The 26,488-nt window shown below is 46.5% G+C and carries 24 protein-coding genes; 10 read left to right on the top strand and 14 right to left on the bottom strand.

Translation table 11 applies throughout. The features are described from left to right. Positions 1-40 precede the first annotated feature (40 nt). Entirely contained in the window at positions 41-1,060 is a 1,020-nt protein-coding gene (sohB, locus tag ACLVWU_RS10935; protein ID WP_413574734.1) for a protease SohB, read from the bottom strand. A 110-nt stretch (positions 1,061-1,170) separates the two neighbouring features. Between sohB and ACLVWU_RS10930 the strand changes: the two genes are divergently transcribed. Continuing rightward, on the top strand, positions 1,171-1,893 hold the full coding sequence (locus tag ACLVWU_RS10930) for a hypothetical protein (protein WP_413574733.1): 723 nt from the start codon (positions 1,171-1,173) through the stop codon (positions 1,891-1,893). Between the two features lies 1 nt (position 1,894). Here ACLVWU_RS10930 and ACLVWU_RS10925 read toward each other — a convergent pair whose 3' ends face one another. Then, positions 1,895-2,740 (bottom strand): hypothetical protein, encoded by an 846-nt coding sequence (locus tag ACLVWU_RS10925; RefSeq protein WP_413574732.1) that lies wholly within the window; start codon positions 2,738-2,740, stop codon positions 1,895-1,897. Beyond that, entirely contained in the window at positions 2,737-3,540 is an 804-nt protein-coding gene (locus ACLVWU_RS10920; RefSeq protein ID WP_413574731.1) for a TIGR02147 family protein, read from the bottom strand. Before ACLVWU_RS10920 ends, ACLVWU_RS10925 begins: the two co-directional genes overlap by 4 nt. A gap of 114 nt (positions 3,541-3,654) precedes the next feature. Here ACLVWU_RS10920 and ACLVWU_RS10915 point away from each other — a divergent pair, with 114 nt between their 5' ends. Then, positions 3,655-6,585: a beta strand repeat-containing protein gene (locus ACLVWU_RS10915; protein ID WP_413574730.1), complete on the top strand. Its 2,931-nt coding sequence runs from the start codon at positions 3,655-3,657 to the stop codon at positions 6,583-6,585. 35 nt (positions 6,586-6,620) lie between these two features. Here ACLVWU_RS10915 and ACLVWU_RS10910 read toward each other — a convergent pair whose 3' ends face one another. The 4 genes from ACLVWU_RS10910 to ahpC form a co-directional block, all read right to left on the bottom strand. Next, positions 6,621-7,334 (bottom strand): VC0807 family protein, encoded by a 714-nt coding sequence (locus tag ACLVWU_RS10910; RefSeq protein WP_413574729.1) that lies wholly within the window; start codon positions 7,332-7,334, stop codon positions 6,621-6,623. Positions 7,335-7,495: 161 nt separating this feature from the next. After that, a complete protein-coding gene (locus ACLVWU_RS10905; RefSeq protein WP_413574728.1) occupies positions 7,496-8,161 on the bottom strand; it encodes a DUF2259 domain-containing protein in 666 nt (221 codons plus the stop codon). 116 nt (positions 8,162-8,277) lie between these two features. Next, entirely contained in the window at positions 8,278-9,849 is a 1,572-nt protein-coding gene (ahpF, locus tag ACLVWU_RS10900) for an alkyl hydroperoxide reductase subunit F (RefSeq protein ID WP_413574727.1), read from the bottom strand. A 173-nt stretch (positions 9,850-10,022) separates the two neighbouring features. Beyond that, positions 10,023-10,589 (bottom strand): alkyl hydroperoxide reductase subunit C, encoded by a 567-nt coding sequence (ahpC, locus tag ACLVWU_RS10895; RefSeq protein ID WP_413574726.1) that lies wholly within the window; start codon positions 10,587-10,589, stop codon positions 10,023-10,025. Between the two features lie 166 nt (positions 10,590-10,755). Here ahpC and ACLVWU_RS10890 point away from each other — a divergent pair, with 166 nt between their 5' ends. The 4 genes from ACLVWU_RS10890 to ACLVWU_RS10875 all read left to right on the top strand — a co-directional run bounded on the left by ACLVWU_RS10890 (position 10,756) and on the right by ACLVWU_RS10875 (position 15,780). Then, a complete protein-coding gene (locus ACLVWU_RS10890; RefSeq protein ID WP_413574725.1) occupies positions 10,756-11,715 on the top strand; it encodes a hydrogen peroxide-inducible genes activator in 960 nt (319 codons plus the stop codon). A gap of 200 nt (positions 11,716-11,915) precedes the next feature. Beyond that, positions 11,916-12,269 (top strand): hypothetical protein, encoded by a 354-nt coding sequence (locus ACLVWU_RS10885; protein ID WP_413574724.1) that lies wholly within the window; start codon positions 11,916-11,918, stop codon positions 12,267-12,269. Between the two features lie 131 nt (positions 12,270-12,400). Next, entirely contained in the window at positions 12,401-13,030 is a 630-nt protein-coding gene (locus tag ACLVWU_RS10880; RefSeq protein ID WP_413574723.1) for a hypothetical protein, read from the top strand. A gap of 182 nt (positions 13,031-13,212) precedes the next feature. Beyond that, positions 13,213-15,780, top strand: a complete 2,568-nt coding sequence (locus tag ACLVWU_RS10875) for a hypothetical protein (protein ID WP_413574722.1) — start codon at positions 13,213-13,215, stop codon at positions 15,778-15,780. A 53-nt stretch (positions 15,781-15,833) separates the two neighbouring features. Here the strand turns inward: ACLVWU_RS10875 and gstA are convergent, their stop codons facing one another. The 4 genes from gstA to ACLVWU_RS10855 form a co-directional block, all read right to left on the bottom strand. Continuing rightward, positions 15,834-16,442, bottom strand: coding sequence for a glutathione transferase GstA (gene gstA, locus ACLVWU_RS10870; protein WP_413574721.1), 609 nt, complete (start codon positions 16,440-16,442; stop codon positions 15,834-15,836). A gap of 94 nt (positions 16,443-16,536) precedes the next feature. After that, entirely contained in the window at positions 16,537-16,800 is a 264-nt protein-coding gene (locus ACLVWU_RS10865; RefSeq protein WP_413574720.1) for a hypothetical protein, read from the bottom strand. Between the two features lie 44 nt (positions 16,801-16,844). Continuing rightward, complete coding sequence (locus tag ACLVWU_RS10860) at positions 16,845-17,684, bottom strand: hypothetical protein (RefSeq protein ID WP_413574719.1); 840 nt, start codon at positions 17,682-17,684, stop codon at positions 16,845-16,847. Further along, complete coding sequence (locus ACLVWU_RS10855; protein WP_413574718.1) at positions 17,684-18,481, bottom strand: TIGR02147 family protein; 798 nt, start codon at positions 18,479-18,481, stop codon at positions 17,684-17,686. The genes ACLVWU_RS10860 and ACLVWU_RS10855 overlap by 1 nt, the downstream gene beginning before the upstream one ends. 351 nt (positions 18,482-18,832) lie before the next feature. Here ACLVWU_RS10855 and mutM point away from each other — a divergent pair, with 351 nt between their 5' ends. The 3 genes from mutM to ACLVWU_RS10840 all read left to right on the top strand — a co-directional run bounded on the left by mutM (position 18,833) and on the right by ACLVWU_RS10840 (position 22,959). Then, a complete protein-coding gene (gene mutM, locus ACLVWU_RS10850) occupies positions 18,833-19,651 on the top strand; it encodes a bifunctional DNA-formamidopyrimidine glycosylase/DNA-(apurinic or apyrimidinic site) lyase (RefSeq protein ID WP_413574717.1) in 819 nt (272 codons plus the stop codon). A gap of 124 nt (positions 19,652-19,775) precedes the next feature. Next, positions 19,776-20,000: an acylneuraminate cytidylyltransferase gene (locus tag ACLVWU_RS10845; protein WP_413574716.1), complete on the top strand. Its 225-nt coding sequence runs from the start codon at positions 19,776-19,778 to the stop codon at positions 19,998-20,000. Positions 20,001-20,502: 502 nt separating this feature from the next. After that, positions 20,503-22,959, top strand: a complete 2,457-nt coding sequence (locus ACLVWU_RS10840; RefSeq protein ID WP_413574715.1) for an acyl-CoA dehydrogenase — start codon at positions 20,503-20,505, stop codon at positions 22,957-22,959. 156 nt (positions 22,960-23,115) lie between these two features. On the opposite strand, the gene ACLVWU_RS10835 is transcribed toward ACLVWU_RS10840, so the two are convergent. Next, on the bottom strand, positions 23,116-23,622 hold the full coding sequence (locus tag ACLVWU_RS10835; protein ID WP_413574714.1) for a hypothetical protein: 507 nt from the start codon (positions 23,620-23,622) through the stop codon (positions 23,116-23,118). A 263-nt stretch (positions 23,623-23,885) separates the two neighbouring features. Here ACLVWU_RS10835 and ACLVWU_RS10830 point away from each other — a divergent pair, with 263 nt between their 5' ends. Beyond that, positions 23,886-24,422 carry a hypothetical protein gene (locus ACLVWU_RS10830; protein ID WP_413574713.1) on the top strand — a complete coding sequence of 179 codons (537 nt, stop codon included), beginning with the start codon at positions 23,886-23,888 and terminating at the stop codon, positions 24,420-24,422. Here ACLVWU_RS10830 and ACLVWU_RS10825 read toward each other — a convergent pair. Together ACLVWU_RS10825 and ACLVWU_RS10820 are read right to left on the bottom strand one after the other, a co-directional pair. Next, the gene (locus ACLVWU_RS10825; RefSeq protein ID WP_413574712.1) at positions 24,419-25,435 is read right to left on the bottom strand and encodes a hypothetical protein; all 1,017 of its coding nucleotides are present in this window, start codon (positions 25,433-25,435) and stop codon (positions 24,419-24,421) included. The two genes, ACLVWU_RS10830 and ACLVWU_RS10825, sit on opposite strands and share 4 nt — an antisense overlap. Next, entirely contained in the window at positions 25,432-26,325 is an 894-nt protein-coding gene (locus ACLVWU_RS10820; protein WP_413574711.1) for a TIGR02147 family protein, read from the bottom strand. Before ACLVWU_RS10820 ends, ACLVWU_RS10825 begins: the two co-directional genes overlap by 4 nt. Between the last annotated feature and the right edge of the window lie 163 nt (positions 26,326-26,488).

Here is a 26,488-nt window from a genome sequence, read left to right as displayed (position 1 = left end):
TCCTTGTTGATTTCTAAAACAATAGGGGAGCAGGATACGCTTACAAGAAGCGACGTGTTTCCAGCTCTTCAACGATCGACAGGGCGCCTTTTTTCATGGCTTTCCCTAAAACACCCGTCAGCTTGTCGCTGATGGATTGTTTTTGTTCGTACTTCACTTTGATCACTTGGTGCTTATCAGCCAATGTCATCAGGTAGTCATCGCTGGTGCGAATCTCGTCAACCAGGCCTTTGGTGATCGCCTGTTCGCCGTACCAGTATTCACCAGTGGCTACTTCTTCCAGATTCAGATTAGGGCGGTATTTAGAAACAAAGCCCTTAAACAGGACGTGAGTATCTTCAAGTTGTTGTTTGAACTTTTCCTCACCCTTGGCAGTGATTTCTCCCAAAAGGCTGACTGTGCGTTTGTATTCGCCTGCTGTGTACTCTTTGAAGTCTACGTCGTGTTTCTTAAGAACGCGGTGAAGATTCGGGATCTGCGCGACCACACCGATGGAGCCGACGATGGCAAAAGGGGCGCAAAGAATTTTGTTGGCTGTCACGGACATCAAGTAACCACCGCTGGCAGCCACTTTATCCACGCACACAGTCAAAGGAATGTTTTTTTCACGAACACGCAAAAGCTGGGAAGCTGCCAGGCCATAACCGTGAACCACGCCGCCCGGGCTTTCCACGCGAACGACAACTTCATCTTGTGGAGTTGCGATCGTCAGCACCGCGGTGATCTCTTCACGCAGGTTTTCAACTGCTGACGCTTTCACGTCGCCTTCAAAGTCGACAACGAAGATCTTTTTCTCGTGACCTTGCGCCTTTGAGTCGTGAGCTTTACGTTCTTCTTTAAGTTTTTTCTTAAGTTCCTTGCGCTCTGATTTAGAAACTGTGTGCGCTTTAAGGAGATTGCGGAAGCCTTTGTATTTCTTATGCAAAAGCTCCACTTCAACTTCTGTTTTGTGGCCGGCTTTGGCTGCAAGTATCGCAATGACGATGATGACCGCTAAAATAGCAAAGAGGATAAGAAAGGTCTGTGCTGCGAAGATTCCGATGCTCTGCATTGCGTCCATTGTGACTCCCTTGATGCAAGGGCCTACGTTATTAAGTTATTGGACAAAGGTCGAGCATCTTTTTTTGTTTGCTCAAAAAAAAGGAAGCTCCCTGATAGACTGGGTCAAGAATGAATCCTCCTCGTAGTCTTCTGCTTATTTTAGCGTTCACTTTAACGGCAACACTTGCTCACGCAACGGATGCTGAAGAGACGCGTTTGCGCGGTTTTGCTGAGCATCAAAAGCGCTTAGGGCGCTTCGAAGAAGCCCGTGAAGGGGCAAAGCAAGCCTACATGGAAGAGGAAGAACAGTGGCTCAACGAAAAAGACCGCGAACGTGCCGCCTACATTCGTAATAAACCTAAAAGCGTCCCTGTCATGGACGAAACTTCCCCGCAATACAAAGCGTGGGAGCGTGAAAGAAAAGCCGAAGAAATGGCGGCCGATCAGGCGCGCAGCGAGTACAGCGCTAAGATGCATAAGCAGGAAAAGTTGGACCGCGAAGCCAAGGGCTTGCCGACTCTGGCTCAGGAATTGGGCTTGGATGAAGAGCGTCCGCGGTTTGATTTCGCAAAGCGTAACTTTGGAACTAAGAGCGCTTCTTCCGGCTCCGCTTCGGGCCGGGGTAGTTACAGCCCAAGTGGCAATTCGTCGTTCCCTCCGCCGCCAACATTTGATGATTTCAGCGATGGCTACGTGCCAGCTCCGAACATCCAGCCCGAAGACTTTGGCGACGTACCGCCACCACCTCCGCCGCCGATGGCGCCGGATTTTGATGGCAATTTCAGCAATGGCTCGGAATTCATCCCACCACCACCGCCACCTCCAGGTGGTTTCGACGGCGGGGATTTCTAGATTATTTTGGACAGTTTGATTTCCAATAGCTATTCAATGTGCAATTGGGAATCTTAGTGCTGGAATTAACCGTGCAGCTTAATCCAAAGATAGTATGGAATTCCGTAGGTCCCATTAATCGATCAATATATTTTGCGACGCCTGCAAACTCAAAAGCATTTATCAGCCTGATTGTGTTTTGAAGTCCTCCCAGGGCCTCGGTGCGGGAATCCTCACAGCGTTTATACGGCTCGCCAAGTACATTTTTTCCGCTCATACATCTCATATAGTTGATCATTATACCTTTGCTTGAGATGGTATAGATCGAATGCAAGGCGGAATACAGTTGTGCAGATTGTTCTTTGTTTAGTGCTCTAGGGCCATTGCAAGGAGGACGGTACCCTCGTTCCCAGTTGATTCCTACTCTGGCGACTTCCAATAGCTCCTGGGAGTTACGGTAAAGCGGGTCGGGTAGACCGGCAACTCCAAGGATCTCATGAATGACCAGTTGGTTCTTGTCCTGGGAGTTCAACGTCTTCCAAGTCAGGCTGCTGATTTCAATCTTGTTCAATTTTGGATAGTTGATGGCGTCCACCAACGAGCCGTCCAAATACAGATTCACATCCGACACCACCAATTTGGTTTTTTGAAATAGCGCAATCAATGGCGAAACTTCGATGTCCCGATCTTCCAAAGAGACAGGGCTGCGAGGTTTCAGTTGATTCAACAGTGTCACGCCTCGCTCGTAAAAATCGGAAGCAATCGTGTTGCCGCCATTGCGAGTGCCAGAAGATTCGTCGCCGCCGACAATAGCCAGGCTTAGGGATGCAGTGAATAAGATCGATAAACTTAGAAATAAACTTTTCATGTGATCTCTTTTGTTAGGCGGAACATTTGAATTCCCAGGTGATAGACGTGATCTTTTTCATTGCGACTGGCAGACAGGCGAACGATTTTTGAAAAACATTCTTCCAGAATTTCCCGGGCTTTTTTTAGGTCATCGGCGGCAAAAGCAAAAGTTTCAGAGCCCACAAACTTTTCCTGTGAGGTCTGAGTTTCCAGGGATTGGCTGGCTTTTTCCAGCATCTGACGGTGGAAGTTGCGAAGTGCCTGGCTGGGCGTATCGGAATTCGAAACGATCTGACTTTTGCAGGTGTGGAAATGACCGCTTTCATCTTTCGTCAATAGTTCCAGGCGTTGCAGGCGATCCAGGGCTTCTTGTGCTGTATCGCTGGAAATGCCCAGTCGCTGTACGACGGCCTCTTTGTTTGCTGGTGGCATCGAAGTGCGAGCCATTTCTAAAATTGGAAAGTGATACCAGTCAGAAATCATCTGAAACACATCCGTGTCAATTTTGTTTGCTTCTGATTTTGGAGCCAGATGGAATATTTTTTCCTGAAGTTTTGATCTTACTTCCGGCGATTTGGCGGTGGCTAGCTGAACCAATGCCAGAAAGAAGTCGGTTTTTCTTTCGTTGAACTTCAAGGCACGACAAATATCCAATGCACGCTTGGCCGAAAGATTTCTTTTTCCATTTATGATCAGGGAAAGCATTGAATTGGAGATACCGGTTTGCTGAGCCAAAGCCCGCAGGGAGTATTGCGCATTGTTGGCAATCCGGGCTTCCAATTCATTTTTTAAAATTTCGCGATAGTTCATCGAAGTCATGACAGTTGCATAACAAAGCTCTGAGCAAGTTTCATCTCAAAACAATATTCATGGTTACTTTTTCGCAGTGTCTACCGGGGTTGACATTTGTCAGCAGTTTATTTGGAGCGGTGGATGGTCGAAGTATTGGAACGCGCCGATAATTCAGGCATGGTGACTAAACTAATTGCTGTACTTTTTTTGGTTTCTTCCGGTGTCCAGGCGGCGACGGTGACAGTCAGCTCTGGAACGAAAAGTCCCTCTGACTTTACCGCAACAGATGATGTCGTAATCAATGGCTCGGTTTCTTTTAACTCGGGAACCTATAACGTTAATTCTCTCACAGTTAACGCGACCAGAACCCTCACAGCTTTGGGGGATGTCAGCATACCCCAAGGTGTAATAATTAATGCAGTGGCTGGTGTGACCGTTAACGGAACTTTTACTGCATCTGGGAAGGGGTATATACCAGGGAATGTCGGCCCCGGAGGAGACGGATCAAATTCGGGTTCTCATGGTGGTGCTGGTGGTCGTTGGAGCACCCCTGCGGGGGTGGTTTATGGAAATGCCCTTTCACCAGTGACATTGGGCTCTGCCGGAGACGATGGAAATGGAGGAGGCGCCATCAAGATTGTGGCATCGGCACTTACAGTCAGCGGAACATTGTCAGCGGATGGGATAACTTCGATCACGGGATCTGGTGCTGGCGGGAGTATTTGGATAATTGTGGATGCTCTTGCTGGTTCAGGGGCCATCTCTGCGAAAGGCGGTGGAGACTCCTATGCCTGGTCAGGTGGAGGTGGTGGCCGAATTTCTATCATGGCCAATAATGCTTTTTCAGGAACTATCAGTGTGGCCGCCGGGCCTGCAGATTCAGCTCAGGACTTCCTGCCGGAGGCGGGCACGTTTCTGTTTCGTTATAAATCCTCGCCGAACAATATTATCTGCAATATTCCTAAAGGCAGCAATTCTAAAGTGGGTGGAACTGTCTTCGCCGCCGATTTGCCTGCAAGTCTTAACGATTTCACTTTGTCCGGGGGATGTAATTTAAAAATTTTCGGGGACCTGGTCTGCGGTGGAAATATCAGTGTGACGGGAGCTTCCTTATTGGGTGTTCTTGGCGACGTGATGTCGGGCTATGGTTGGACGATTGCTGCCAGCAACGTGACTGTGGATTCAAGCTCTGCAATACACACCAATGGATTGGGGTATCAGGATGGTGGTCCTGGCAATGAATATTTTCCGGGCGGCACACATGGTGGAATCGGCGGAACAACCGTCTATAATGATGGTGTGACCACCGAGACATATTCAGCGACTCTTCCCACCTATGGTAATCCTAATCAGCCGGTTCAGCTAGGTTCGGCAGGAGGGAATTCCTATGCTGGCGGTGCTTTGAAACTTATCGTCACCGGAAGTTTGCAACTGGATGGAAGTGTCTCTGCAAACGGTGAAAAAGCTCCTTTGTTTTCTTTTGGATCGGGCTCGGGGGGAAGCGTTCTGCTTTACGCTGGAAGTCTGTCTGGCGCAGGGGTGGTTTCCGCCAATGGTGGCGACGGAACCTATACCAATATGTACGGGATGACTGCTTGGAGCGGCGGCGGAGGCGGAGGTCGTGTGGCCTTCATGGTTGCAGGAACCAACACATTCACCGGTTCGATAACCGCGAATGGTGGTGCAGGAAGTGGAGGTTCCTCCACGGCGGGTGCCAATGGGACGGTAGTAAATCTGACTCCGGCGGCCGCCACAAAACTTGCGGTTTCGACCCAACCTTCTACTGTGGCCCGAAGAAACGAAGGCTTTGCAACCCAGCCGATCTTTTCTGTTCAGGATGCCTCCAGTTATCAGGTGCCCTTGTATTCCGGAACAATCAGTGTCAGTGCATACACGGATGCGACATGCACGACACCGGCTGCGGGAATTCTGGGGGGAACTCTTCTGTCAGCCTATGGTTTGGGCAAAGGTGTTGATTTAGCTTATGACTCGATTGCAGCGATTTACATCAAAGCGACATCGGGCTCGCTGACGTCAGCTTGCACAGCAAGAATTTCCGTGGGCTCTATTGCCACGAAGCTGGTGGTGTCGCAACAACCGTCAACCACCGCAACGGCGGGAACCAATTTCTCCACTCAGCCAAAACTGGAAGCTCGTGACGCCAGCAATAATATGGACTATGTTTTTGCAGAGGCCATTACCATGGAGGCTTATTCAGATGCGAGCTGCACCAACCTGGTGGGCAGTGGCACACTGAGTGGTTCGGCTGCAGTCAACAGTGGTGTCTATACTTACTCCGGAACAAAATTCACGAAGGCCGGTCCACTCTATTTAAAGTTTTCAAGCGCCGGGGTTAGCAGCGCTTGTGCGAACCTGGTGACAGTGAATGCAGCTGCAATTAATAAAATTGCTTTCACGACTCAGCCTTCAAGCACGGCTTCGCCAAATATCGCCTTTACCCAGCAGCCCGTGGTTACGGGACAGGATACCTATGGCAATACGGTTCCTTCATATACAAGTTCAATAACCTTGGCTGCGTATTCGACGTCAAATTGTTCGGGGGGGACGGTTTCCACATTGAGTGCTACGACCAATCCATTGGCGGCAGTCGCCGGAGTTGCTAGTTATTCGGGTGTAAAATTCAGTACGACTGGAACCATCTATATCAAGGCCACGCAAAGTGCCAGGACGGCGTGCTCCACTGCGGTGGTGTTGGCGCCATCGGGCGCAACAAAATTGGTTTTCGTTGTTCAACCGTCAGTACAAATTGCAGCGCAAACTCCCTTTGCTCAACAACCGGTTGTCGCCGCTCAGGATGATTCGAACACGACCGATACCAGTTATGCGACGGCTGTGACATTGTATGCATACTCGGATGCCGCTTGCACCATCCTTGCGCCTGGAACATTAAATGCCAACAGCGTGGTGCTTGCCAGCGGAGTGGTGAACACCACGGGACTACGCTACACCCAGCACGGAAGTTTTTATATCGGTGCAACTTCTGGAAGTCTGACGAAAGCATGTTCAAATTTAGTGAAAGCAATTCCAACCACGTTCTTTCGCGGCTATTAGGTAACAGTTCCCTTTTTGGAGGGAAGCGCGTTGATCTAGGAGTTCATCAACTCTTCGGTTGTTAATCCCGAGTGCTTCTTTACGCCGTTCATTAGATACCAGAAAATGCCCAACAGAAAGATCATGGACGGAACCATAATGATCGCCATGGACCAAGTGGTCATCTTGGCGATTTGTTCGTTTAGGATAATGGATTGGGCTTCAGCGGTTAAGGACGTGTCGATATCCAGGAAGATGGATCTTGCCAGGACAAAGTTCAGCACAGCACTTAGAACGAAGGACAATGAAAGCAGCATGGTGGATTTTCTCATGTGCTCATGGAATTCAGTTTTCTTGCCGTGCTCAGCAAGCTTTTGTTCAAGCAAGTCCACTTTCATAACATTGGGATTCAAAAACAGACTTTCAATAAATGGCTTTTTTGTGAAGGCCGAACCAAACACAAAGATACCGACCAGGGCAGGGAAGGCGGCTTCTTTAACCGCAAACCAAAATCCATGGATGCCAACGAAGGCCAAGCCACCAGTCAATCCCACATTCAGCAAACCTAAAATGGAAAACGCATTCACCTTGCGGCGTTTGATCAGATCATAGATCCCGTAAATCAGCGGAAAGGCCAAAGCCAAAATCAGCGCGTAACCCGGTCCAATATGCTTGGTCAGTTTGTTCAATATCAAAACTGGCAGCAGGATATTAAAAATCAGGTTTAGCCAGGAGTTTTCAGGTTTTGTTTGCGCTTTGGTGTCAGTCATTGGGGTCTATCTTTGTCGCCTTATCGGAAAAAGGCAAGGCGGCAAAAAGGTACGGACACACTTTCTCCAATTTCATTTGGAGAAAGTGTGTCCGTACCTTTTTGAGGTGCGCTGCGAAACCGATGTCGGTTCCGCGGCGCAGTATTTCTTCAGATTGGGAACTACTCCAATACGGTAGTTACAATCATGTAGTCTGTGTCTGGACCTTCAAAACCAGTCGCATTGTAAGAGATCACCAATGCGATTCTGTCACCATTGCGGATGACTTTTTCAATCGCGTAGTTGTAAGCGCAAATGCGATTTGCTGGTGCATAGTCTTCATTGAACAGAACAGAAGTCTCAGAGCCTGCTCTGTCAGTTTTTGTCAGTTTGATATCAACCAGTGCTTGGTTCGGGTAGTCATGGCAGTAGTCCGGTGTGAAAGGGGAGGCTTTTGTAGTCATCGCGAAGCGATACTTTGCATTGTAGTTTTCAACGGTGATTTCAGTTGCGGAAGTTGCTTTGATGGTTTCGCCTTTGATAGTTCCTGGAGCGATGTTGAAAGCTGCAAAGTTCACGGCTTGCATTGCAATTTTAAGCGCTGCTCTTGCGTCACCTTCCTCGACCATTCTGTTTACGCTAAGGACTGGGGACGCATCGTAATTCTGCAACGATTTAATATTGATTTCGGCCACACCATAGCCAGACCCATCCTGAACAACAGAAGTTGCATAGGCGAAGTGTTTGCCGTCGGCCGAGAAACCCAGATTGTGAAATTTGTGTTGGTCAGCTGCATTAGCGGTGAATACGAAACTTAAAGTTACAACGAACAGGCTTAGGGATTTCATAAAGACTCCTTGTTTTTTGTTATGGAGTCTTTTTAGCATCGGAAGCTGAAAAGCAGTTACTTTTGGAAATCCAAAGTGCGGCAAATCTGCCGCACTCTGCAATTATTGGACGTAAACTATGCGTGATCGTACATACGGTCTTCAAAAGCTGCCAAGGCTGCTTTCGCGCCTTCTCCCATGGCAATGACGATCTGTTTGTACGGAGTGGTGGTCACATCGCCAGCGGCGTAAATGCCTTTCACGTTCGTGCGGCATTTCTCGTCGGTAATGATCTCACCAAATTTAGTCAACTCCACAGTGCCTTTTAGGAATTGGCTGTTTGGAACCAAGCCGATTTGTACAAAAACGCCATCCAAATCCAGCTTTTCCAGTTTGTTGGAAGTACGATCTGTGTACTCCAGCTGGTAAACTTTTTGGCCGTCTCCCAAAACCTTTTCCGTTTTTGCCCCTGTGATTACAGAAACATTCGGTAAAGATTTTAGTTTATCCACCAGGATGCGATCCGCTTTAAGTTCATTGTTGTATTCAATCACCACGACTTCGCGAACGATGCCGGCTAGATCAATCGCTGCTTCGACGCCAGAGTTTCCTCCGCCGATGACCGCAACTTTTTTACCTTTATAGAATGGACCATCACAGTGAGGGCAGTACGCCACGCCACGGCCCATGTATTCTTTTTCGCCTTCAACACCCAGCTCGCGCCATTTCGCACCTGTGGTTACGATGATCGAGTCCGCAACCATGTGCTCGCCGCTTTCCAGTTCAACCGTTTTAATTCTGCCTTCCGTGCGGATTTGTTTCACACGGCGGTTTTCCAAAACGCGAACAGGGTAGCTGGCAACGTGTTGGTTTAGTTGTGCAGCCAATTGAGGACCTTCGGTATAAGTAACACCAATCAAGTTTTCAATACCTTTGGTCTCCTGAACCTGACCGCCGATTTTTTCAGTGATCATCGCCGTACTAAGACCTTTGCGAACTGAATAGATTGCAGCCGATGCGCCCGCAGGGCCGCCACCAATAACCAGAACATCAAAGTGCCCCAGGTTTTTGTTCACAGGCTCGGAAGGTTCTGTCGAGGCGTTTTCATCAACACCAAAAGTCTTTTCTAGTTTTTCAATCAAATCCAAAACAGAGATACGACCGGAGTGGAACATCTTGCCGTTGCCAGCAAGACTCGGAACCCCTTGGATACCCAGCTTTTGAACTTCGTCCTGAACATAACCACCATCAATCACTTCATGCTTCATGTTTCCATGGGCCAGAGTGATCAAATTCAAAGCTTGCACCACCTCAGGACAATTTTCACATGTCAAAGACATGAACGTTTGCACCGTGATGCCTTTATTCAGACGGCGAACGCGGTCCACCAGCAAGCTATCCAAAAGTTTGCCTTTGCCATCCGTATTCAGGATCGCCAGGATCAAAGATGTGAATTCGTGACCGCCCGGAATACCTTTGAAGGAGATCCCTGTCGGTTTGCCTTTATAGGCGATATAAAAAGATGGAACCGGGGCGTTGTTACCGGATTCTTTGACCGTGATGTTTGCAGAAGTTTCGGCCACATCATTCAGCATTTCAAGAAGGTCTTTGTGGTCTTCGTGAGTACTGCTATCGATGATGAGTTCAACAGGGTTTTCAAGTTTGCCAAACACAGAAACAAGTTGTTCGCGGAGTGAAGAGTCTAACATGTGAATCCTCCTTAAAAGAAAACGACTTTAAAGCTGCTATCCAGTCGCTGAATAGTACCTTTAAAATCGTTGATGGGAGAGCTGGTGCGGAGGAGAGAGCCTTCCGCACCAACATTCAAGAACGTTCGATAAAAAACTTTGCCTACTCCGACGCGAGTCGGAGTGAAAGCAGTTTAGATTTTACCAACAAGATCCAAACCAGGTTTCAATGTAGATTTACCTGGAGTCCATTTAGCTGGGCATACTTCGCCTGGGTTAGCAGCGATGTATTGAGCAGCTTGAGTTTTGCGGAACAATTCATCAGCGTTACGGCCGATGCCATTGTCTTGAACTTCAGCCAAAACGATTTTGCCTTCTGGGTTAACCAAGAAAGTACCACGGTAAGCCAAACCTTCTTCTTCAATGTGAACGCCGAATGCGCGAGTCAATTGGAAAGTCGGATCTGCCAACATTGGGTATTTGATTTTTTTGATTGTCTCAGAAGCATCATGCCATGCTTTGTGCGTGAAATGAGTGTCAGTGGAAACACCATAAACTTCTACGCCCAATTTTTGGAAATCAGCATATTTGTCAGCCATGTCACCCAATTCAGTTGGGCAAACGAATGTAAAGTCAGCTGGGTAGAAGAAGAAGATGGACCATTTGCCTTTAAGGTCGTTCTTAGAAACAGTTTTGAAACCGTTGTTGTGGTAAGCTTGCACTTTGAAATCAGGCACTTGCGTGTTGATGATAGTTTGCATTTATTCTCCTCAGAATAGTGATGTTTGTGTAGGGGATCCTTATGGATCAATAACTTGCTACTTGGTTAGACTAGAAGATCTGAGTGATATAGTAAAATAGATTATAAATATACCTTGATAGATTTTCTCTATTAACGTAGAATCCTTTACAGATAAGGGGTTTATCGTGAAATTAAAGGTGAATTTTTCTTTGACGCAGCTCGAATACGTTATGGCTGTCCATAAGTATGGACACTTCGCCAAGGCCGCAGAGGCTTGTTTCATCACTCAGCCCACCCTTAGTATGCAAATTCAGAAGCTTGAGGACGAATTGGGAGTGGTCATATTCGACCGTACCAAAAAACCAATCTTGTTGACCGATGCCGGAAAGAAACTGATTTCTCAAATGCAGACGGTGCTTTTTGAGGCGCGCAAAATTGAATCAATTCTTTTAGAAGGCACAAAGGGCTCGCGCAAGGGAATCCTGACTGTGGGAGTAATTCCGACAGTGGCGCCTTATCTATTGCCGCGTCTATTGCCAGTGTGTCTTGAAACCCTGCCGGATTTGGATTTGAACATCAAAGAGATGCAGACGGATCACATCATCGAAGCGCTGAATAAAGATGAAATCGATGTCGGTGTGCTGGCTACTCCCACAGAAGTATCCACGATGTTCGAGTATCCGTTGTACTATGAGCCGTTCTATGTGCTTTGTGATAAGAATCACGACTATGCTCAACAAAAGAAGATCAAATACCAATCCCTGGGAATGGATGACATCTGGCTTTTGGAAGAGGGTCATTGCCTGCGCAATCAGGTCCTGGATATTTGTTCAGTGAAAAAGAAAAAAGGCGTCGAGCGCAAATACAAATTCGAGAGCGGCTCCCTTGAAACACTTAAAAATCTAGTCGACCTCTACGGTGGCTATACCTTGTTACCACAACTGGCGACTCACACCATCGGCGACCGCAGCCAAGTTGTGCAATTCGAGCGTCCCATCCCAGCCCGCGAAATCGGCCTGGTCTGCCGCCGCGAACACTACAAATCCGAACTGGTCGAAGCCTTGGGTGAAGCCATCATGAAGGCCATCCCCGAAGACCTGCGCAAAATAAAACCCAAAGACCTCGACGTCCTACCCATCACCTAAAGGTACGCCGTACCTTTTGGGGTGCGCTGCGAAACCGCTGCGGTTCCGCACCGCGTTCCTGAAAACCGCAAAAAAGCGGCAGGCGGTTTTTGGGGATGGGTTGCTGAAATATTATGGTGTGGCGGTGCAATAGAGGTGGTGTTCGCCATCCGGATCACTGAACATCTTCTTACGAGTAAATAAATCATAAGGAGTTTTCTGTGAGAGCATTCGGATTGATCGTGATGGCCTTGGTTGCAACGTCTACTTCATTTGCGGCGGCTTCGTATCGTTGCGTGGTTACTGAAAGTGATTTGGGGAATGCTGAAGTAGTGACTTTGGTTGAAGACTGCAAGGACGGGCTGACAATGTCCATTTCTGGGCACGGCGAAACTCTGGTTTCAAAAGCAGTTAAGTACGATTGGCAGAATTCTGATGAACAGGTGAAACTGTTTAAATCCTCGGATCGTAAAACTCTGGTCTATATTCAAAAGAATCATGTGGGTCTGACGGCAGAAGTTCACGATGTGAACTATATGGTTAGAACCAACTATTGCCAGCAAACGGGTTGGTAGCATCCAAGGATTGTCTAAAGTTTTAACATTCAAGTAACTCTTGCAAGGACCTCGGGGGCAACTCTGGGGTTTTTTCATTCTATGATATAAGTTTCACGTGTTGTTTCTCTAACTATCTGTCGGAGTGGACTATGAATACGATGAAATCGGCTTTAACAGTAATGATCATGGCTTTGGCCGTTGTCGGTTGTGACTCAAATTCTGGTGGTGGCAATGGTAATAACGGAGTTTATCCGCAACCAACTGTCATCGGTCCTTATGATCAAGGTCAATATCCTCCGGGTCAGTATCCTCCAGGCCAATATCCAGGCGGTCAGCCAGGTAATCCGCAAGTAAATCAAGCGATCCAACCGGGCAATTATAATGCGACTATTCGTTGTGACAACGAAAGTGCTGCGAACCAAATGTCAGATGTAGCAATCAGTTTTTCATTGATGCGTGATGGTTCTTATAATCAGGAAATCATCAGTGTTGATTACCGTTGCCGTCAAAACTGTACAATGGTTGCTGAGGGTCGTTACTCGACAAGCACAGCGACGATCACTTTGAATCAAACACGTTTGGTGAATGAGTACGGTGGTATGTTGCAAGGTCCTCGCAACAACACTCTGCAAATTGAATCGAACAACCAAATGCAAATTCAACCAAGATCAAAAAAGTCTTCTTCCGTGATTGTTCTTAGAGACAACGGCACTGATAACGTGTGCGGCGGTCCTTTCAGAATGATCCTGAAAAAAGAAGGAAAGCGTTCCCGATACTAAGAGAAATCCGCAGCGGTTCTCTTCATATCCATGTTCACCTAATGAGCCTCATAGGGGCTTATTCCGTCACGCTGTCTAATCCTTAGACAGCTAATTTCTATAGGGTCTAAATTAACATTATTTAAAGCTGGATCTTGGCTTGCACTTTGTTGATCAGAACAATGATCAGTGGAGTACACTATATGAAAACGGTCGCTTCGGTGCTGTTTATTTTAAGCCTTGGACCTATCGCCCATGCTCAAGACGGGGGAATGGCATCTGCTTACTCTTTTGGGGGAGCATGTGCTGCGCAAGGCATCTGGACTCAATCAGCCCTGTCGGCCACGCAAAACCTGCGCAAGGTCACTCTACAACTAAAAGACGATCCGAATTGTAAAGCGCTGGGGAACTCTGTTCAGTCAGCAATTCAAAATATGGAAAACTCCATTCAGGGTGCTTCGGACACTCCTTCCAGAGTCAGTCGCTTGTCGCAATTACCACAAGAAATCAACGCTCTACGCAGCTTCCTTAATAGTGCTCCGGATATGAAACAACAAATCCTTCGCACAATGATGGATCGATCTATTGAAAGTGCCACACTGGGCGCTCAGGTTTCACAAGACAGTGCCAATATGTCCGTGGTTAATTCTACGGCTCAAAGCATGGGAGATTTTGGAACTCGCTTGCAGAGAAGCACGCAAACAGGTCTTTCCATGTTAAATCAAGTCGTGGATTCCATTCCTCAGTTGGATCAGTGTCTGACGGGTGATGGCCAGGCTGTTTTGGGTAACGTTATTAGCTCGGCAGTTAAAATCGCATCTTCATTTGCTTCTTCAGGTCAGGATTTAACGGGCAGTCAAATTGCGACGACGATTTCAAAGTTGACGAATTTAACTCGCGAAAGAAAATACACTGCTGTTTTAAGAAAATTGAATCAACAGGAATTCCTGTCATCCATGGCGTGTTTGATGGAAGTGACCAGTGAGTCCTACTGTCAGGCTCGTGATGGAATGAATCTATTCCAAAAGGGCATGAAAGATCTTACGATTCAAAAAAGTAAATCCTCAGATCTTTCTGCAGGCAATCCGTTCGTGGGCTACTATGTTTTGAACACTCACGTGCCGAACATTACCAAGTGGTTGCAGAAGATCCAAATCGGTGTGGATCCTAAACTTCCTACAGATGCGACTTTCCAGAATAAAATCCTGCAAGAGGTTGTGGACTTTCAAAAAGGTGTAAAAACCTTGTTGGGGGATTTTAACACGGGTGTCGAGACAATCCGTAAAATGGAAAACCTTCAAGCAAAACAAAATGCCGTCTTAAAACTTTTGACTCAGACCACAGGTTCGATGGTGGGGCAACAAGGGTTTGGTCGAAATGATGACGTAATGAACTTCTTCTTGATGAGTACCAACGCCATGAAAATTCCATTTGCCCTGTTGGGAATGGGAGTTCCAGACAACGTTTCCGGTAAAGCGATGCCTTTGATGTCTTATAGTGAGTGGTTGCAAGCCAACATGGAAACTATGCCTATCTTCCAGGACCCCGTGGCTTTGACTGAAACCATTGGTAAAAACATGCAAGAGATTATTCGTGTCGCAAATATCTCTGCGATCGAGTACTTCAACCGTTGGTATATCGTTGATAAGGCTGCATTGGTGAATGAATCCACGATTGATATCAACTACACAGTTCAGGACAGCCTGAAGGCAATCAATCAGTATTTGGAAGCAGAGAAGGGGCGTATTGCCAAGTATAACGGCAACCTCAATATCGTGCCGACGATTTTGGATACACAAATGCGTATCGGTAAAATTCTGAAAGCCTACGAGAACCTGGAAGCCATTGGTAAAAATGCATTGATCGACAGAAAAAATATCAATCAGACCCAAGAGAGCCTGCAGGAAACGGCGGAGGCTTACGAAAAGCTGGTAACGACAGTGTACGAACAGTTCAACGTGATGTTGTCTCGTTCGGGATTCCTGGCGAACCGTATGGTTAACTTCGTCTATCAGGACTACATCATGCTCTTGAACAACAAGGTTGATTTTACTCCGTACCAGGAAGACTTATTCTCGGCTTCAGGTATGGCGATGATGGATAAGATGCTGGCGATGTACAACGGTAATCCATCGAACATTCAAACTGACCTGAATATGGCGTTAAGAATTAACAAGGGTAATCTTGAAGCGCTGGATGGATTGATTAAGGACAATGTGATTGGAACTATCTCAAATCTAAAACAAATTGAAAATGGCGAGAGTGCGGGATTCTTTACCCGTATGGATCGCATGCTGGGCGATAGCTCTGAGGATTGGGTGGCGACAGCAAAAGACAAGAATCCCACGACTCGAAAGGTCCTGAAATTCCTGCATAAGTATTCATTAACCAATTTGATCGGCTCCTATTTCTATGGTTCAAAACATTCCGACCGCTATGGCAGTGAAGTGGATGTAACTACGGCTCCGCAAAGTGAATTTGATGACGCTGAAAACGTACGCGCCCAACTTTGCATCCAGGCGTTGGCGTTTAATAATCAGAATGGTTTAAGAGAGCTTTGTAATGGAGTTGTCTTGAAAACACCATTGCCAGAAAAATTGAAAGGTATGAATGTGGCTTACAATCAGAAGCTGACAGCATATCAGAACGATAAGTCTTTGAATGCGCAAAAGAAACAAGCGTTCAATCATTCGGACCGCATCTGTGCCTTCCGCGATTACAACATCCGCAATATGGCGGTGTTTATGTCCCTGAATCAGAACAAGAAGTAAAAAAAAGCCCGGAGTTAAATCCGGGCTTTTCATTTTGAATCATAATCAAAAAATTAAAGACGAATGCCTTCAGCAGCAACCGCTTCTTTCACAGAAGGGCGTTCTGCAACTGCGCCCATGAACTTTTGCAGGTTCGTGTGGGAAGACATATCCACTCCCACTAAACCCGTCCAGCGAAGCACGTTATAAGCGTAAGCGTCGGCTACAGAAAATTCCTGCCCCAGAATAAATGGATTTTGCGACAAGTGCTGATCCAAAACATTCAAACGCAAACCCACTTTAGCTTTGATTTGCTCTTTTGTTTCTTCATTCATCACAGCACCACCGAATAGGGAACCCAAGCCTTTGTGGATTTCCGTCGCGATGAAGTTCAGCCATTCCATAGCTTTGTAGCGCTCCATAGTACCGAACTTAGGAAGAAGATTCTTTTCAGGAACCTGATCCGCGATCCATTGCAGGATCACCGCGCCTTCAGTCATTAGATGACCGTTAGGCAGTTGCAGTGCGGGGATGTAACCCTTAGGGTTGATTTTTTTGTAGTCGCCGCCAGAGTATTCCTTCGCTTTAAGATCCACTTTAACCAATTCGAAGTTCAAGCCAGCTTCGCGAAGAGCAATTTGAGAAGCAAGAGCACAGGCGCCTGGAGAGTAAAACAGATTCATTTTTCAATGTCCTTTGTTAGGGAAAGTGAAACAAATGTATCAATTACTGTTACAGATGTAAAGGTATTAAAAAAAGCGAAAAAGGCTCTGGGTTTTAAGGCCAATAGTAGTAGGCCACGCCGCATAATAAAACACCAACGACGTAGGTATAAAGAGTGCTGCTCACAAAAAGGGGATAAAGCATCAAGCCAAGGCCCACCCAGATATTGGGTGAGTGCGCTTCACGGCGACCTTTGCGAAAAAGATAAATGCCAATGATACCGAATAGAGTGCCACCAATAAGTGCCCCGACACTGTAATCAAGGCCCAGGGCGTTCATCATTTCAAATGGGGAGAGCGGTTGTTGGAATTCATCCATGTGGGGATATTATGGCAGCAATATCCCCATGGCCGCAAGCGGGTTTAATTCCCGGTCTGGCAACCTTTGTTCCAGTAGGCCAGAATCTGGCATTGGGTAACTTTGGTTTGCAGATCTGGTGTGCAAGTAATTCCACCAACGTCATAGACTGTGGGATTGTTTTCCAGGCGCGTGTACTTGGCAATACCAATGTCATTCAGGATTTCGATAATTTTCATGTTGGTTTCTTGTGGTAATTTAGGAGTAAGACTACACATGAAATAATCAAGCCCTTGCAGGTTAATTCCAGTTCGACATTCAAAAGCTGGAATTGAAGTTCTAGCTCTGATATCAGATCTAATTTCGGTGCCTAGAATTGCGCGGATCAGTTTAGCAGAATGTTGTGTACTCAGGCTGCGAGTTTCGCGGCAAGCCGGTCGATAACCCATATCCCAATTGATGCCAATCGATGCGATTTTGAAAACCTCACTGGACATCATGTATTGGGGATCCTGAATTCGGGCCAGGCCCAGAATTTCATGAATCACAAGTCGATATTTTAAAGACTTTGGTTTTTTCGCCCATGCTTGACCATCAAACTCAATGCGATTGATGTCCGGATAGTTAATGGCTTCGACCGTAGAACCTTCAAGCTCCAGTGGTTCGTTGGAAACCATGAGCTTAGTTTTCTTGAATAAATTAATAAGTTGCTGTGGAAACAGGTCTTCACCAGTGGAAAGCTGAATGGAGTCGCGTAAGTTCAAATTTTCCAAAACTTCCACGCCTAGATCATAAAACTCAGAAGCTTGGGTGTTGCCGCCATTGCGGGTGCCAAAAGAGTCATCGCCTCCTGCGAATAACTGCAGAGGAAAAATCAAAAGTATAACAAGAACGAGTTTCTTCATTAGCTCTCCTTTGTGACACGGAACAACTGAATGCCCATGTGGTAGACGTGCTTTTTTTCAGGACGGGCGGCTGCCAGGCGAATGATTTTTGAAAAACACTCTTCCATAATTTCCGCGGCCTTTTCCAGATCCTGTTCATCGAATGCCAAAGTTTCAGAACCCACGAATTTTTCTTTTGCAGTTTGTGTTTCCAAAGAAGTGATGGCTTTTTCCATCATTTGGCGGTGAAACTTTCGCAAAGCTTCGTGCTTCGGAGCGTCGGCAACTATCTGAGCTTTTGAAGATGTGGGATTTCCATTTTTGTCATTAACCAGAAGTCCGAGTCTGAACAAACGATCCATTGCCTCAGTCGCTTGTCCTTTTTCAATGCCCAGGTGAGCAGCAATGGTCGTGGCATTAAGTGGGGGTGTGGTGGTGCCCGTCATTTTCATGATGGCCACGTGGTACCAGTCAGAAATCAGATTGAAAATATCAATGTCCAGCTTTTGCGGCTTCTCTCTTGGAGCAAGGGAAAAGATGGTTTCTAAAAGTTCGGTGCGGGCTTCGTCAGATTGCACGGTGTCGTATTGAACCAGTGCCAGGAAGTACTCAGTCCGCCGTTTGTTGAATTTAAGACTTTTTGCTATTTCTAAAGCGCGTTTTGCCGACAGATTTCTTTTTCCGCTAAGGATGGAAGAAAGCATGGCAGAGGAAAGTTTTAACTGCTTGGCCATTGCTCGCATGGAATACTGGTCATTTTCGCAGATGCGCGTTTCAAGTTCTTGTTTTAAGAGCTGGCGGTACGTGATTGTGGTCATTGCAGGTGCATAACAAATGAAAACTAAAGTTTCATCACAAAAAGGTTTCCTTGTCGCGTAATGCGAAGCACCCAAAGCGATAACACTTGTAATCGAGTTGAATTATGTTTTTTCAAAAGAATCCCGGACACTTTTAGATTGGAAAGAAAAATTATAATTTGCGAGATTCCGTGGGTCTATTAATTGTAAAGAAAGATTAATTGTTAAAAATGAAACTGTGACCCTTCGTGAAGCATTCAGGCGTACACTGGTAGGCCTTAAGAAGTATGTCCTTGTTGTCAGGTCTAAGCTAGGCTGATATTGGAATGAAGGCCCTCGACAGAGGGTTTTTTTGAGTGGGAGGGAATACAAATGCCTGAATTGCCAGAGGTGGAGGTTGTTCGCAAAGGTCTTGAAGAGATTCTGCGCAAACAACCTACTTTGCAAGATATTGAACTTAAGCGACCTGATTTGCGCGATCCCATTCCATTAAAACAATTGAAAACCTTGATAGGACAGAAAGTGAAGCGCGTAGAACGACGGGCTAAGTATCTCCTGTTATGGACCGACAAAGGTGGGATGCTTTCGCATCTGGGAATGACCGGTACCTGGCGAGTTTCCCCACCTGGTGACGAACGTCTACATGATCATATCTATCTTTATTTTTCTGGAGGATTGCGATTGGCGTACCGGGATCCGCGGCGGTTTGGGATCTTTGATTTTGTTGGTGTCGATGATGGCGCTACGCATCCAAGATTGCGGATGTTGGGTCCGGAGCCGCTCAGTGCTGAATTTTCGGGCGAATCTTTATGGCAGAGTTTGCGCAACAAAGAGATCGCTTTGAAGGTTGCGATTATGGATCAAAAGGTCGTCGTGGGGGTGGGGAACATCTATGCCAGTGAAGCACTTTTTGCGGCAAAAATTAAGCCCACTTTGCCTGCGAAAAAGCTCTCTCTTGAGAGAGCAAAATTGCTGGTGAAAGAGATTCGCCGCATACTTTCAGAAAGCATAAAAAAGGGTGGTTCTTCGATCAGCGACTTTGCCCAAACTTCGGGCGAAAGTGGGTACTTTCAAAACACCTTCAAAGTCTATGACCGGGCGGGTTTGCCATGTGTTGTATGCAAGCAACAGATAAAATCCAAAGTGATGGGTGGTCGAAATACTTTTTGGTGCGGCCACTGCCAGAAATAATTTTTAAAATTTCGTTGCTAAGACATAATAGTTTTGTATAACTTAGCCCTTAGTCGAGATTAACAAAAAACTCAGACCGACCAATGGCGGTTAGTCTGGAATTTATTTACGAAGGGACACAACAATGAAAGCTATCGTTATCGCAGCTTTGCTAGCACTTTCTTTCACAACTGGTTTCACTTGCTCTAAAAACCAACCAGCAGAAACTACAACTACTGAAACTACAACTACTACTGAGACTGCAGCTACTCCAGCTGAAGGTACAGCAGCTCCAGCAGCTGATGCTACTGCTACTCCAGCAGCAGACGCTACTGCTCCAGCAGCAGCTCCAGCTGGCGAAACTAAGTAATTAGTTTCTCTTAGTTGAGATGGAAAAAGCCAACCGGAAGGTTGGCTTTTTTTTTGCCTTGAGGGCTGATGAAAAAGGCCCATCTGACTGCGTTGGAGGGGGCCGTCCTCGCTCCGACGTACATTAAGTACGCCTGCGCTGCGGGCGGCCCCCTCCGCCTTGCATCTGGACCTTTTTGATCAGCCCTCGTGTTTACCTGTTTTTTGGCTGGCCCTTCGGGCGCCGCGGGGTTCTGGCTGGCTGTCGCCTTTGACGACTTAGCGCCGCTGTTGGCGCGGCTTTGGGGGCGAGGCCCCCTTGCCCCGGGAATGGGGACGGAGAGGGGTGTCGGTCATATTTTGCCTACCTTTTTTCTGTGAGGGATTGTTGGATGTAGAGTTGGGGCTCTGGTTTTGACAGTACTTAAGCCCTCGTATTTGTTAGGAATTATTCGGAGTTCTCTTGCGTGCCCTCGGATTTAGGAGTGTAATTAATGGGGTAAGCAATAATAAGGAGAATCATCGTGGATTCAATCAACGGGTTGTATGGGTATTTCTTAGAGTGTTGCACGTGGGCTTGGGTTTTGGGCTCGATTGTGGCGCTTTTGTTTGTTGGCTTCTTTGGAAGTCCTTTGATCGTGTGGACGATCGTTTTGGCAGCTATCATGGTGGGCTTTGCGGCTCCGATGTGGCTTTGGATCGTGTTCGCTGTTGTGGCAGTGATCTTTAACGTTCCGCCAATCCGTACGGCTCTTATCACTTCGGGTGTGTTTGCGATCTTTAAGAAGTTCCAGTTCCTGCCGAAAATTTCTGATACCGAAAAAGCCGCACTGGATGCGGGTGTGGTGTGGGTTGAAAAAGACCTTTTCTCTGGTAAACCAAACTTCCAAAACTTGATGAACGAACCTTATCCGGATTTGACTGCTGAAGAAAAAGCATTCATGAACGGCCCGGTTGAACAACTTTGTAAAATGATCGACCACTGGGAGATCTATAAAACTAAAGACATTCCTCAACCAATCTGGGACTTCATCAAGAAAGAAAAATTCTTAGGCATGATCGTTCCTAAAGAGTACGGCGGTCTGGGGTTCTCGGCACTTTGCCACTCTGAAGTAATCATGAAACTTTCCTCTCGCTCGATCGCGGTTGCGATTCAGGTGATGGTTCCGAACTCTTTGGGTCCTGCAGAGTTGCTGGCTCACTACGGTACTGATGCTCAGAAGAATCATTGGTTGCCTCGTTTGGCTGAAGGTAAGGAAATCCCTTGCTTCGGTTTGACAGAGCCAAATGCGGGTTCTGATGCGGGTGCGATCGTTTCTGCGGGTGTCCTTTTCAAAGACACTGACGGTAAAATCAAAATCAAATTGAACTGGAATAAACGTTGGATCACTTTGGCTGCGATCTCTTCAGTGATCGGTCTTGCGTTCCGTTTGCGTGACCCTGAAAATCTTTTGGGTAAAGGCGAGGACCTGGGTATCACTTGTGCCTTGATTCCTTCTAACACGCCAGGCGTGGTTCTTGGTAAACGTCATGATCCACTAAATACTCCGTTCTACAACTGTCCTACACACGGTAAAGACGTGGTGGTGGACGCTGAAGACGCTATCGTGGGTGGTCTTGCCAACGCTGGTAAAGGTTGGATGATGTTGATGGAGTGCTTGGCTGCAGGCCGTGGTATCTCTCTTCCAGCTCAAGCAACAGGTGGTACGAAACTAGCGGCCCGCGTAACTTCTGCTCATGCAGTAGTTCGTCGTCAGTTCGGTGTTTCTATCGGTAAATTCGAAGGTGTTGAAGAGCCTTTGGCACGTATTGGTGCTGCGGCTTATACACTTGAAGCCATGAGAAAATATTGTCTGGGTGCACTTGATAAAGGTATCAAACCAGGCGTTATCACAGCGATGCAAAAATACTATACGACTGAAATGGGTCGTAAAGTGATCATCGATGCGATGGACATCATGGGCGGTGCGGGTATCTCTATGGGGCCTCGTAACGTTTTGGCAGAGATCTATATCGCAACTCCAATCGGTATTACGGTTGAGGGTGCAAACATCATGACTCGTACGTTGATCGTATTCGGTCAAGGTGCTCTTCGTGCGCATCCGTTTGCATATGCTGAAGTGAAAGCTTACGAAGCAAATGATCTGAAAGGTTTCGACCGTGCATTCTTCGGTCATATCGGTCACATCATCCGTAACACTTGCCGTGCGATTTTGTTGTCATGCTCTCGTGGTTACCTGGCTTCCACTCCGGATTGCCATCCACAAATGAAGATCTACTTCCGTCGTATGTCATGGACATCTGCTACCTTCGCATTGCTATCTGACGTAGCGATGGGTGTATTGGGTGGTTCATTGAAAATGAAAGAGAAAATCACGGGTCGTTTCGCAGATATCCTGGCTCACATGTATATCGCAACTGCGATCCTTCGCCGTTTCGAAGCAGAAGGTCGTCGTGAAGAAGACCTGGCGTTTGCGCACTACAATTTGAAAATGTGCATGGTTGAAATCCAAAAAGGTTTCGATGGTATCTTCGATAACTTGAAGATCCCAGGTATGCGTTGGTTCTTCAAAGGCTGGATCGGTGCTTGGTCTCGTATCAATTCCATCGGTTCCCAGGCTTCTGACGGGTGGACTCATGCCATCGCTGCTGAGATGATGAAAGAGGGCGGTATCCGTGATCGTTTGACAGACGGTATCTACCTTCCGAAAGAGCGCGATCAAGCAATCGGTCGTTTGGATTATGCATTCACAGTTTCTTTGAGAGCAGAAGCTGCCGAGAAGAAAATCAAAAAAGCGATCCGTGACGGCGTTCTTCCTAAGAAGAAAGCACACATGCTGATCGACGATGCTTTGGCGAAAAACGTGATCAACGCAGAAGAAGCCGGCCTGATGAAAGAAGCCGATGCTGTACGCTACGATGCGATCCTGGTAGACGAGTTCACTGAAGAACAATACCACGCCAACAAAGTAATCCGCTAAAGGTCGCGCCGGAGGTGAAGACACACTTGGTAGCGAAGGTGTGTCATTCCCGATAAAAGATATTTTAAAACGCAAAAACCCCAGTGATGAGCTGGGGTTTTTGCGTTTTTACCGCGTTCTCGGTACCAAAGGTGTGTCAGCACCTTAGGTGATCTGTTAGAAGTTTACTTTTTTGGAAGTTTCTTTTACGTCGATGGAGGCTTTGATATCACCATCGCAGAAGTCGATGCCGCAAGCTTCTCTTTGATCTTTATCAGCGATAAAAGCTTCGATTGCGTTGATTGTTTTTGTTACCATAACCATGCCTTTTTCTTCTCTGTAAGCCATGTAGCTTACTTCGTAGATCCCTGCTTCAATGCGTTTTGCCTGAACATCAGACAAAGCTTCATCAGTGATTAAGTAGGCAGCGCTCAAGTTGCCCATTTCTGCGAAGCTGTTGTATGTTAAATAAATAGAGTGGCGTGGACTTACGTCAGTGCTCATGCCGTTGTCTGTAGTGACAATAGTAACTTTTCTAAGCACACCTTCCGTGCGTGATTGAGTCAGACGAATCGCCTGATCTACACGTTCCGGATAAATTTGGCTGTTAGTTGGCGCCAAAGGCGCCGCATTTGAAGTAACAGCTGTAGCCAATACGATTGCGAACATAACGAACTTTTTCATTTAAGACTCCTTGAGTTTTTAAGTAACTTGTTGATGAGTCACTATGTATCAAAGTCTTTCTTGCAAAGAAAGGGGGTGGTGACCAGCGGGCACCACTAACTGCCGTTACAAAAAAGATAGTTCCAGATTGACCTGCAGTTCGCCGTTTTATTCGCTCTGGGTGGGTATTTGGCAGGGGAAAAACTTCAAAAAATGATTCTTGGCAAGTCCACTGGAGTGAAATTGAAAAGCTCATTACGATATTACCTTTGTCGGAGGTTACCTTGAGTCAACACAGATGGATTGCCGTAATTGGGGGATTGTTTTTCTTTGCAAGCGGGGCGATGGCGGAACTGCAGATCACGGCGAATACTAATGTCTGGGCGGTGCCCTCAACATCGAAAAGCTGCAAAGCCTGGAAAGAAAACCAGGAGGACAATGATGTAAAAGCCAAATACATCAATTTGGGTAATTTAAGCTTTTTGTGGTCTGATCATAACAGGGATCTAAGAATCAAAGAAATCCGTGTGTCCCTACGCGACGCGGTTCTGACGGGCGGAGAGTATTTATGCAGTATCAACGGTGCAGAGCTAAGGTCTTTGGGTGAAGGAGATTGGATGGCGATCCGGAGGGCGTCACAACATCAATATACTTATGTGGCTACGGACTGTCCGATGTTATGTGGGGGAATTGAATTTCAAAAGGATGTCATGGTCACGATGAATGGCAAGATCGAAGTATTTGGCGAAGTAAGTCACGAGGGGAAATTGGAGGAGCGGGTTTATGGTCTTCCAATTTCCGTCGACAATCTGGAATTCTAGCGCGGTTTAAGCACAGACAGAATTTGTTGCTCCATAGTTCTTTTCAGCAAATCTATCTGCAAAATCAAATTGCGGAAATCACTCTCTGGAGTTTGACGATCCAAAACTGGAACCGGCAGGTCCTGACGAATGAAGTTCTGGAAAGAAGGGTTTACAGACATGTTATTAAAGAATATCAGGTCCAATTCCCGATATTGTGTGCCACCGGTAAGTTCTTCCAGCTTCTTGCGAATTTCCTTGCTGGGATACTTTTGCCAGTATGCTTTGCTCGCTTGCTCAAGGTAGTTCAGGCGAATAAGAATGTCCGGAGCGTAGTCCATTGTCTTGGGCAAAGCCGGGTAGTTGCCCTGACTGTAGGGGGCATATTGCTCGATTTTGTATCGAAGTTCGGTAATATAGATTTTAACTTCGCCAGCAAGTCTGTCTTTATTCGTCCAGGCTTCTGCAAAGATCGAGTAGGGATCCAACAGAGTAAAGTCATCAACATCTCCGCCCATCAATGCCACGGGGTAGCCCAAAATGCCGATATATTGCAAAGTCAATTGCTGCAGGTTTTCCGCCTGACGTTCGTCAAAGCCAATCAGATGAGAATACTCGTGAATCATTAAAGCCAGTGTTTGGATTCGGTAGTTATCTGTATTTAGTTTTGATCTAAGTTGCTGGATGCTGACGCAAATTCGTTTTTTTGGGGAGGAATATGCAACGGCATCCTTTCTGTCAATGCCGTCGTGGCAGGCATCTTTCGTTAAAATCTCCAAAGGAGTTGTTCGGATGACATTAACCAGCTCGATTTTTTGGGCTGGGGTCAGAATTTTGATATTCTCATTCGCTAGCCATGAGTTCAAAAGTAGTTGGGCATCTGTCTTGATGTTGCCAAGAGCTGAAATCAACTGGGCTTCGCTGGCAAGTGTGCCGGTTTGTGTTTCCCCACCATCGCCGATGCGAACGGTATTGGCGTGGGCGAAGGAAATGAAGAGGGTGCTCGCAAGCAATAGAGTAGCAATTGATTTCATACGGGAATCTCCAGTGCGTTTGGTTTCTGATTTGATTGAACCGCAGGCTCTTTAAGTTTTTTAGAGTTCAATTTTCCAGATGACGGAATAAGATTTAAATTTATTTGGTAAATGCGCGATTCCTGAAGGTTCTGCGACTTATACTTTTTCGACAAAAAGTTCTGAAATTGATCAAGGTCGACTTTCAGTTCTTTGAATTCTTCTTCGTTTAAAGTCATCAACAGAGCGTTGAACGATCTTTCTGTCAGAGGAAGGGGAAGGGCTTCTTCCGCCTCCTTCAGACTTTTCAAGTGAAAAGAGCGAATGGCTGCATTGCCAATCTGTGTGGGGATTTTTAGATCCGAAATGCTGCTCTTCCAGCTGTCGGTGGTTTCATCAAAAGTCGCTAGGCCGCAGGCTTCAATGTTTTCCAGAATTTCAAGTGCCTCGCCCTGGCTGATTTGCATGGTTTCAGCGATATAGCTGAGGGTGCAGATTACAGAGTCCAGGCTTAACAGCAATTGAACCCGGGGTGTTTTGGGGTTGGATAGGAATTTATAAATATCTCGCAGCTCGCTGCCGACCTGCCCTTTGTTCAGATTTATGATTTTGGCAAAATGAAACTCTTTCCGTTGAATTGAATCTGCATGGGCGTACAGTACAAGATGCTTAAAATATTCAGATTCGGCGGCATTCAGTCTTAGGGATTGCGCTACCTGTGGGATGGATTCTTCGCCAAGATTTCTTTGTCCCAACATAACTAGGCGGATGAAGCTACGGCTTTTAAAACCACACTGCTGGGTCCATGAACCGTAAGAAAAACCCTTTTTGGTCGCTTTATTATAGGCATACCAAGCCTGCAGAAACAGGCGGTAATCAATATAGTCCAATAGGGAAGGTTTGTTGGTCATTTGTATTCTAAGCCTTACATAAAAATATGACTGGAATACACCACAGAATTCACCCGGTTGTAAATCCCCCATGCAAGTGCTGGAAAATATTACTGTATTCTATTTTTGAATACAGTAATATTGCGGATTTCAGGTTAGTATCTTGTTTCGTCAGAGTACAACG

The organism is Bdellovibrio sp. HCB290, assembly GCF_047305925.1.
In the GTDB taxonomy this organism is placed as follows: domain Bacteria; phylum Bdellovibrionota; class Bdellovibrionia; order Bdellovibrionales; family Bdellovibrionaceae; genus Bdellovibrio.
The sequence above is the reverse complement of the archived record's forward strand: the minus strand, read 5'-3'. Positions and strand labels throughout refer to the sequence as shown.

Bases quoted from the DNA above. Each gene is read 5' to 3' on its own strand.
- sohB (WP_413574734.1), bottom strand. From the start codon at position 1,060: ATGGACGCAATGCAGAGCATCGGAATCTTCGCAGCACAGACCTTTCTT.
- ACLVWU_RS10930 (WP_413574733.1), top strand. From the start codon at position 1,171: ATGAATCCTCCTCGTAGTCTTCTGCTTATTTTAGCGTTCACTTTAACG.
- ACLVWU_RS10925 (WP_413574732.1), bottom strand. From the start codon at position 2,740: ATGAAAAGTTTATTTCTAAGTTTATCGATCTTATTCACTGCATCCCTA.
- ACLVWU_RS10920 (WP_413574731.1), bottom strand. From the start codon at position 3,540: ATGACTTCGATGAACTATCGCGAAATTTTAAAAAATGAATTGGAAGCC.
- ACLVWU_RS10915 (WP_413574730.1), top strand. From the start codon at position 3,655: ATGGTCGAAGTATTGGAACGCGCCGATAATTCAGGCATGGTGACTAAA.
- ACLVWU_RS10910 (WP_413574729.1), bottom strand. From the start codon at position 7,334: ATGACTGACACCAAAGCGCAAACAAAACCTGAAAACTCCTGGCTAAAC.
- ACLVWU_RS10905 (WP_413574728.1), bottom strand. From the start codon at position 8,161: ATGAAATCCCTAAGCCTGTTCGTTGTAACTTTAAGTTTCGTATTCACC.
- ahpF (WP_413574727.1), bottom strand. From the start codon at position 9,849: ATGTTAGACTCTTCACTCCGCGAACAACTTGTTTCTGTGTTTGGCAAA.
- ahpC (WP_413574726.1), bottom strand. From the start codon at position 10,589: ATGCAAACTATCATCAACACGCAAGTGCCTGATTTCAAAGTGCAAGCT.
- ACLVWU_RS10880 (WP_413574723.1), top strand. From the start codon at position 12,401: ATGAATACGATGAAATCGGCTTTAACAGTAATGATCATGGCTTTGGCC.
- ACLVWU_RS10875 (WP_413574722.1), top strand. From the start codon at position 13,213: ATGAAAACGGTCGCTTCGGTGCTGTTTATTTTAAGCCTTGGACCTATC.
- gstA (WP_413574721.1), bottom strand. From the start codon at position 16,442: ATGAATCTGTTTTACTCTCCAGGCGCCTGTGCTCTTGCTTCTCAAATT.
- ACLVWU_RS10865 (WP_413574720.1), bottom strand. From the start codon at position 16,800: ATGGATGAATTCCAACAACCGCTCTCCCCATTTGAAATGATGAACGCC.
- ACLVWU_RS10860 (WP_413574719.1), bottom strand. From the start codon at position 17,684: ATGAAGAAACTCGTTCTTGTTATACTTTTGATTTTTCCTCTGCAGTTA.
- ACLVWU_RS10855 (WP_413574718.1), bottom strand. From the start codon at position 18,481: ATGACCACAATCACGTACCGCCAGCTCTTAAAACAAGAACTTGAAACG.
- mutM (WP_413574717.1), top strand. From the start codon at position 18,833: ATGCCTGAATTGCCAGAGGTGGAGGTTGTTCGCAAAGGTCTTGAAGAG.
- ACLVWU_RS10845 (WP_413574716.1), top strand. From the start codon at position 19,776: ATGAAAGCTATCGTTATCGCAGCTTTGCTAGCACTTTCTTTCACAACT.
- ACLVWU_RS10835 (WP_413574714.1), bottom strand. From the start codon at position 23,622: ATGAAAAAGTTCGTTATGTTCGCAATCGTATTGGCTACAGCTGTTACT.
- ACLVWU_RS10825 (WP_413574712.1), bottom strand. From the start codon at position 25,435: ATGAAATCAATTGCTACTCTATTGCTTGCGAGCACCCTCTTCATTTCC.
- ACLVWU_RS10820 (WP_413574711.1), bottom strand. From the start codon at position 26,325: ATGACCAACAAACCTTCCCTATTGGACTATATTGATTACCGCCTGTTT.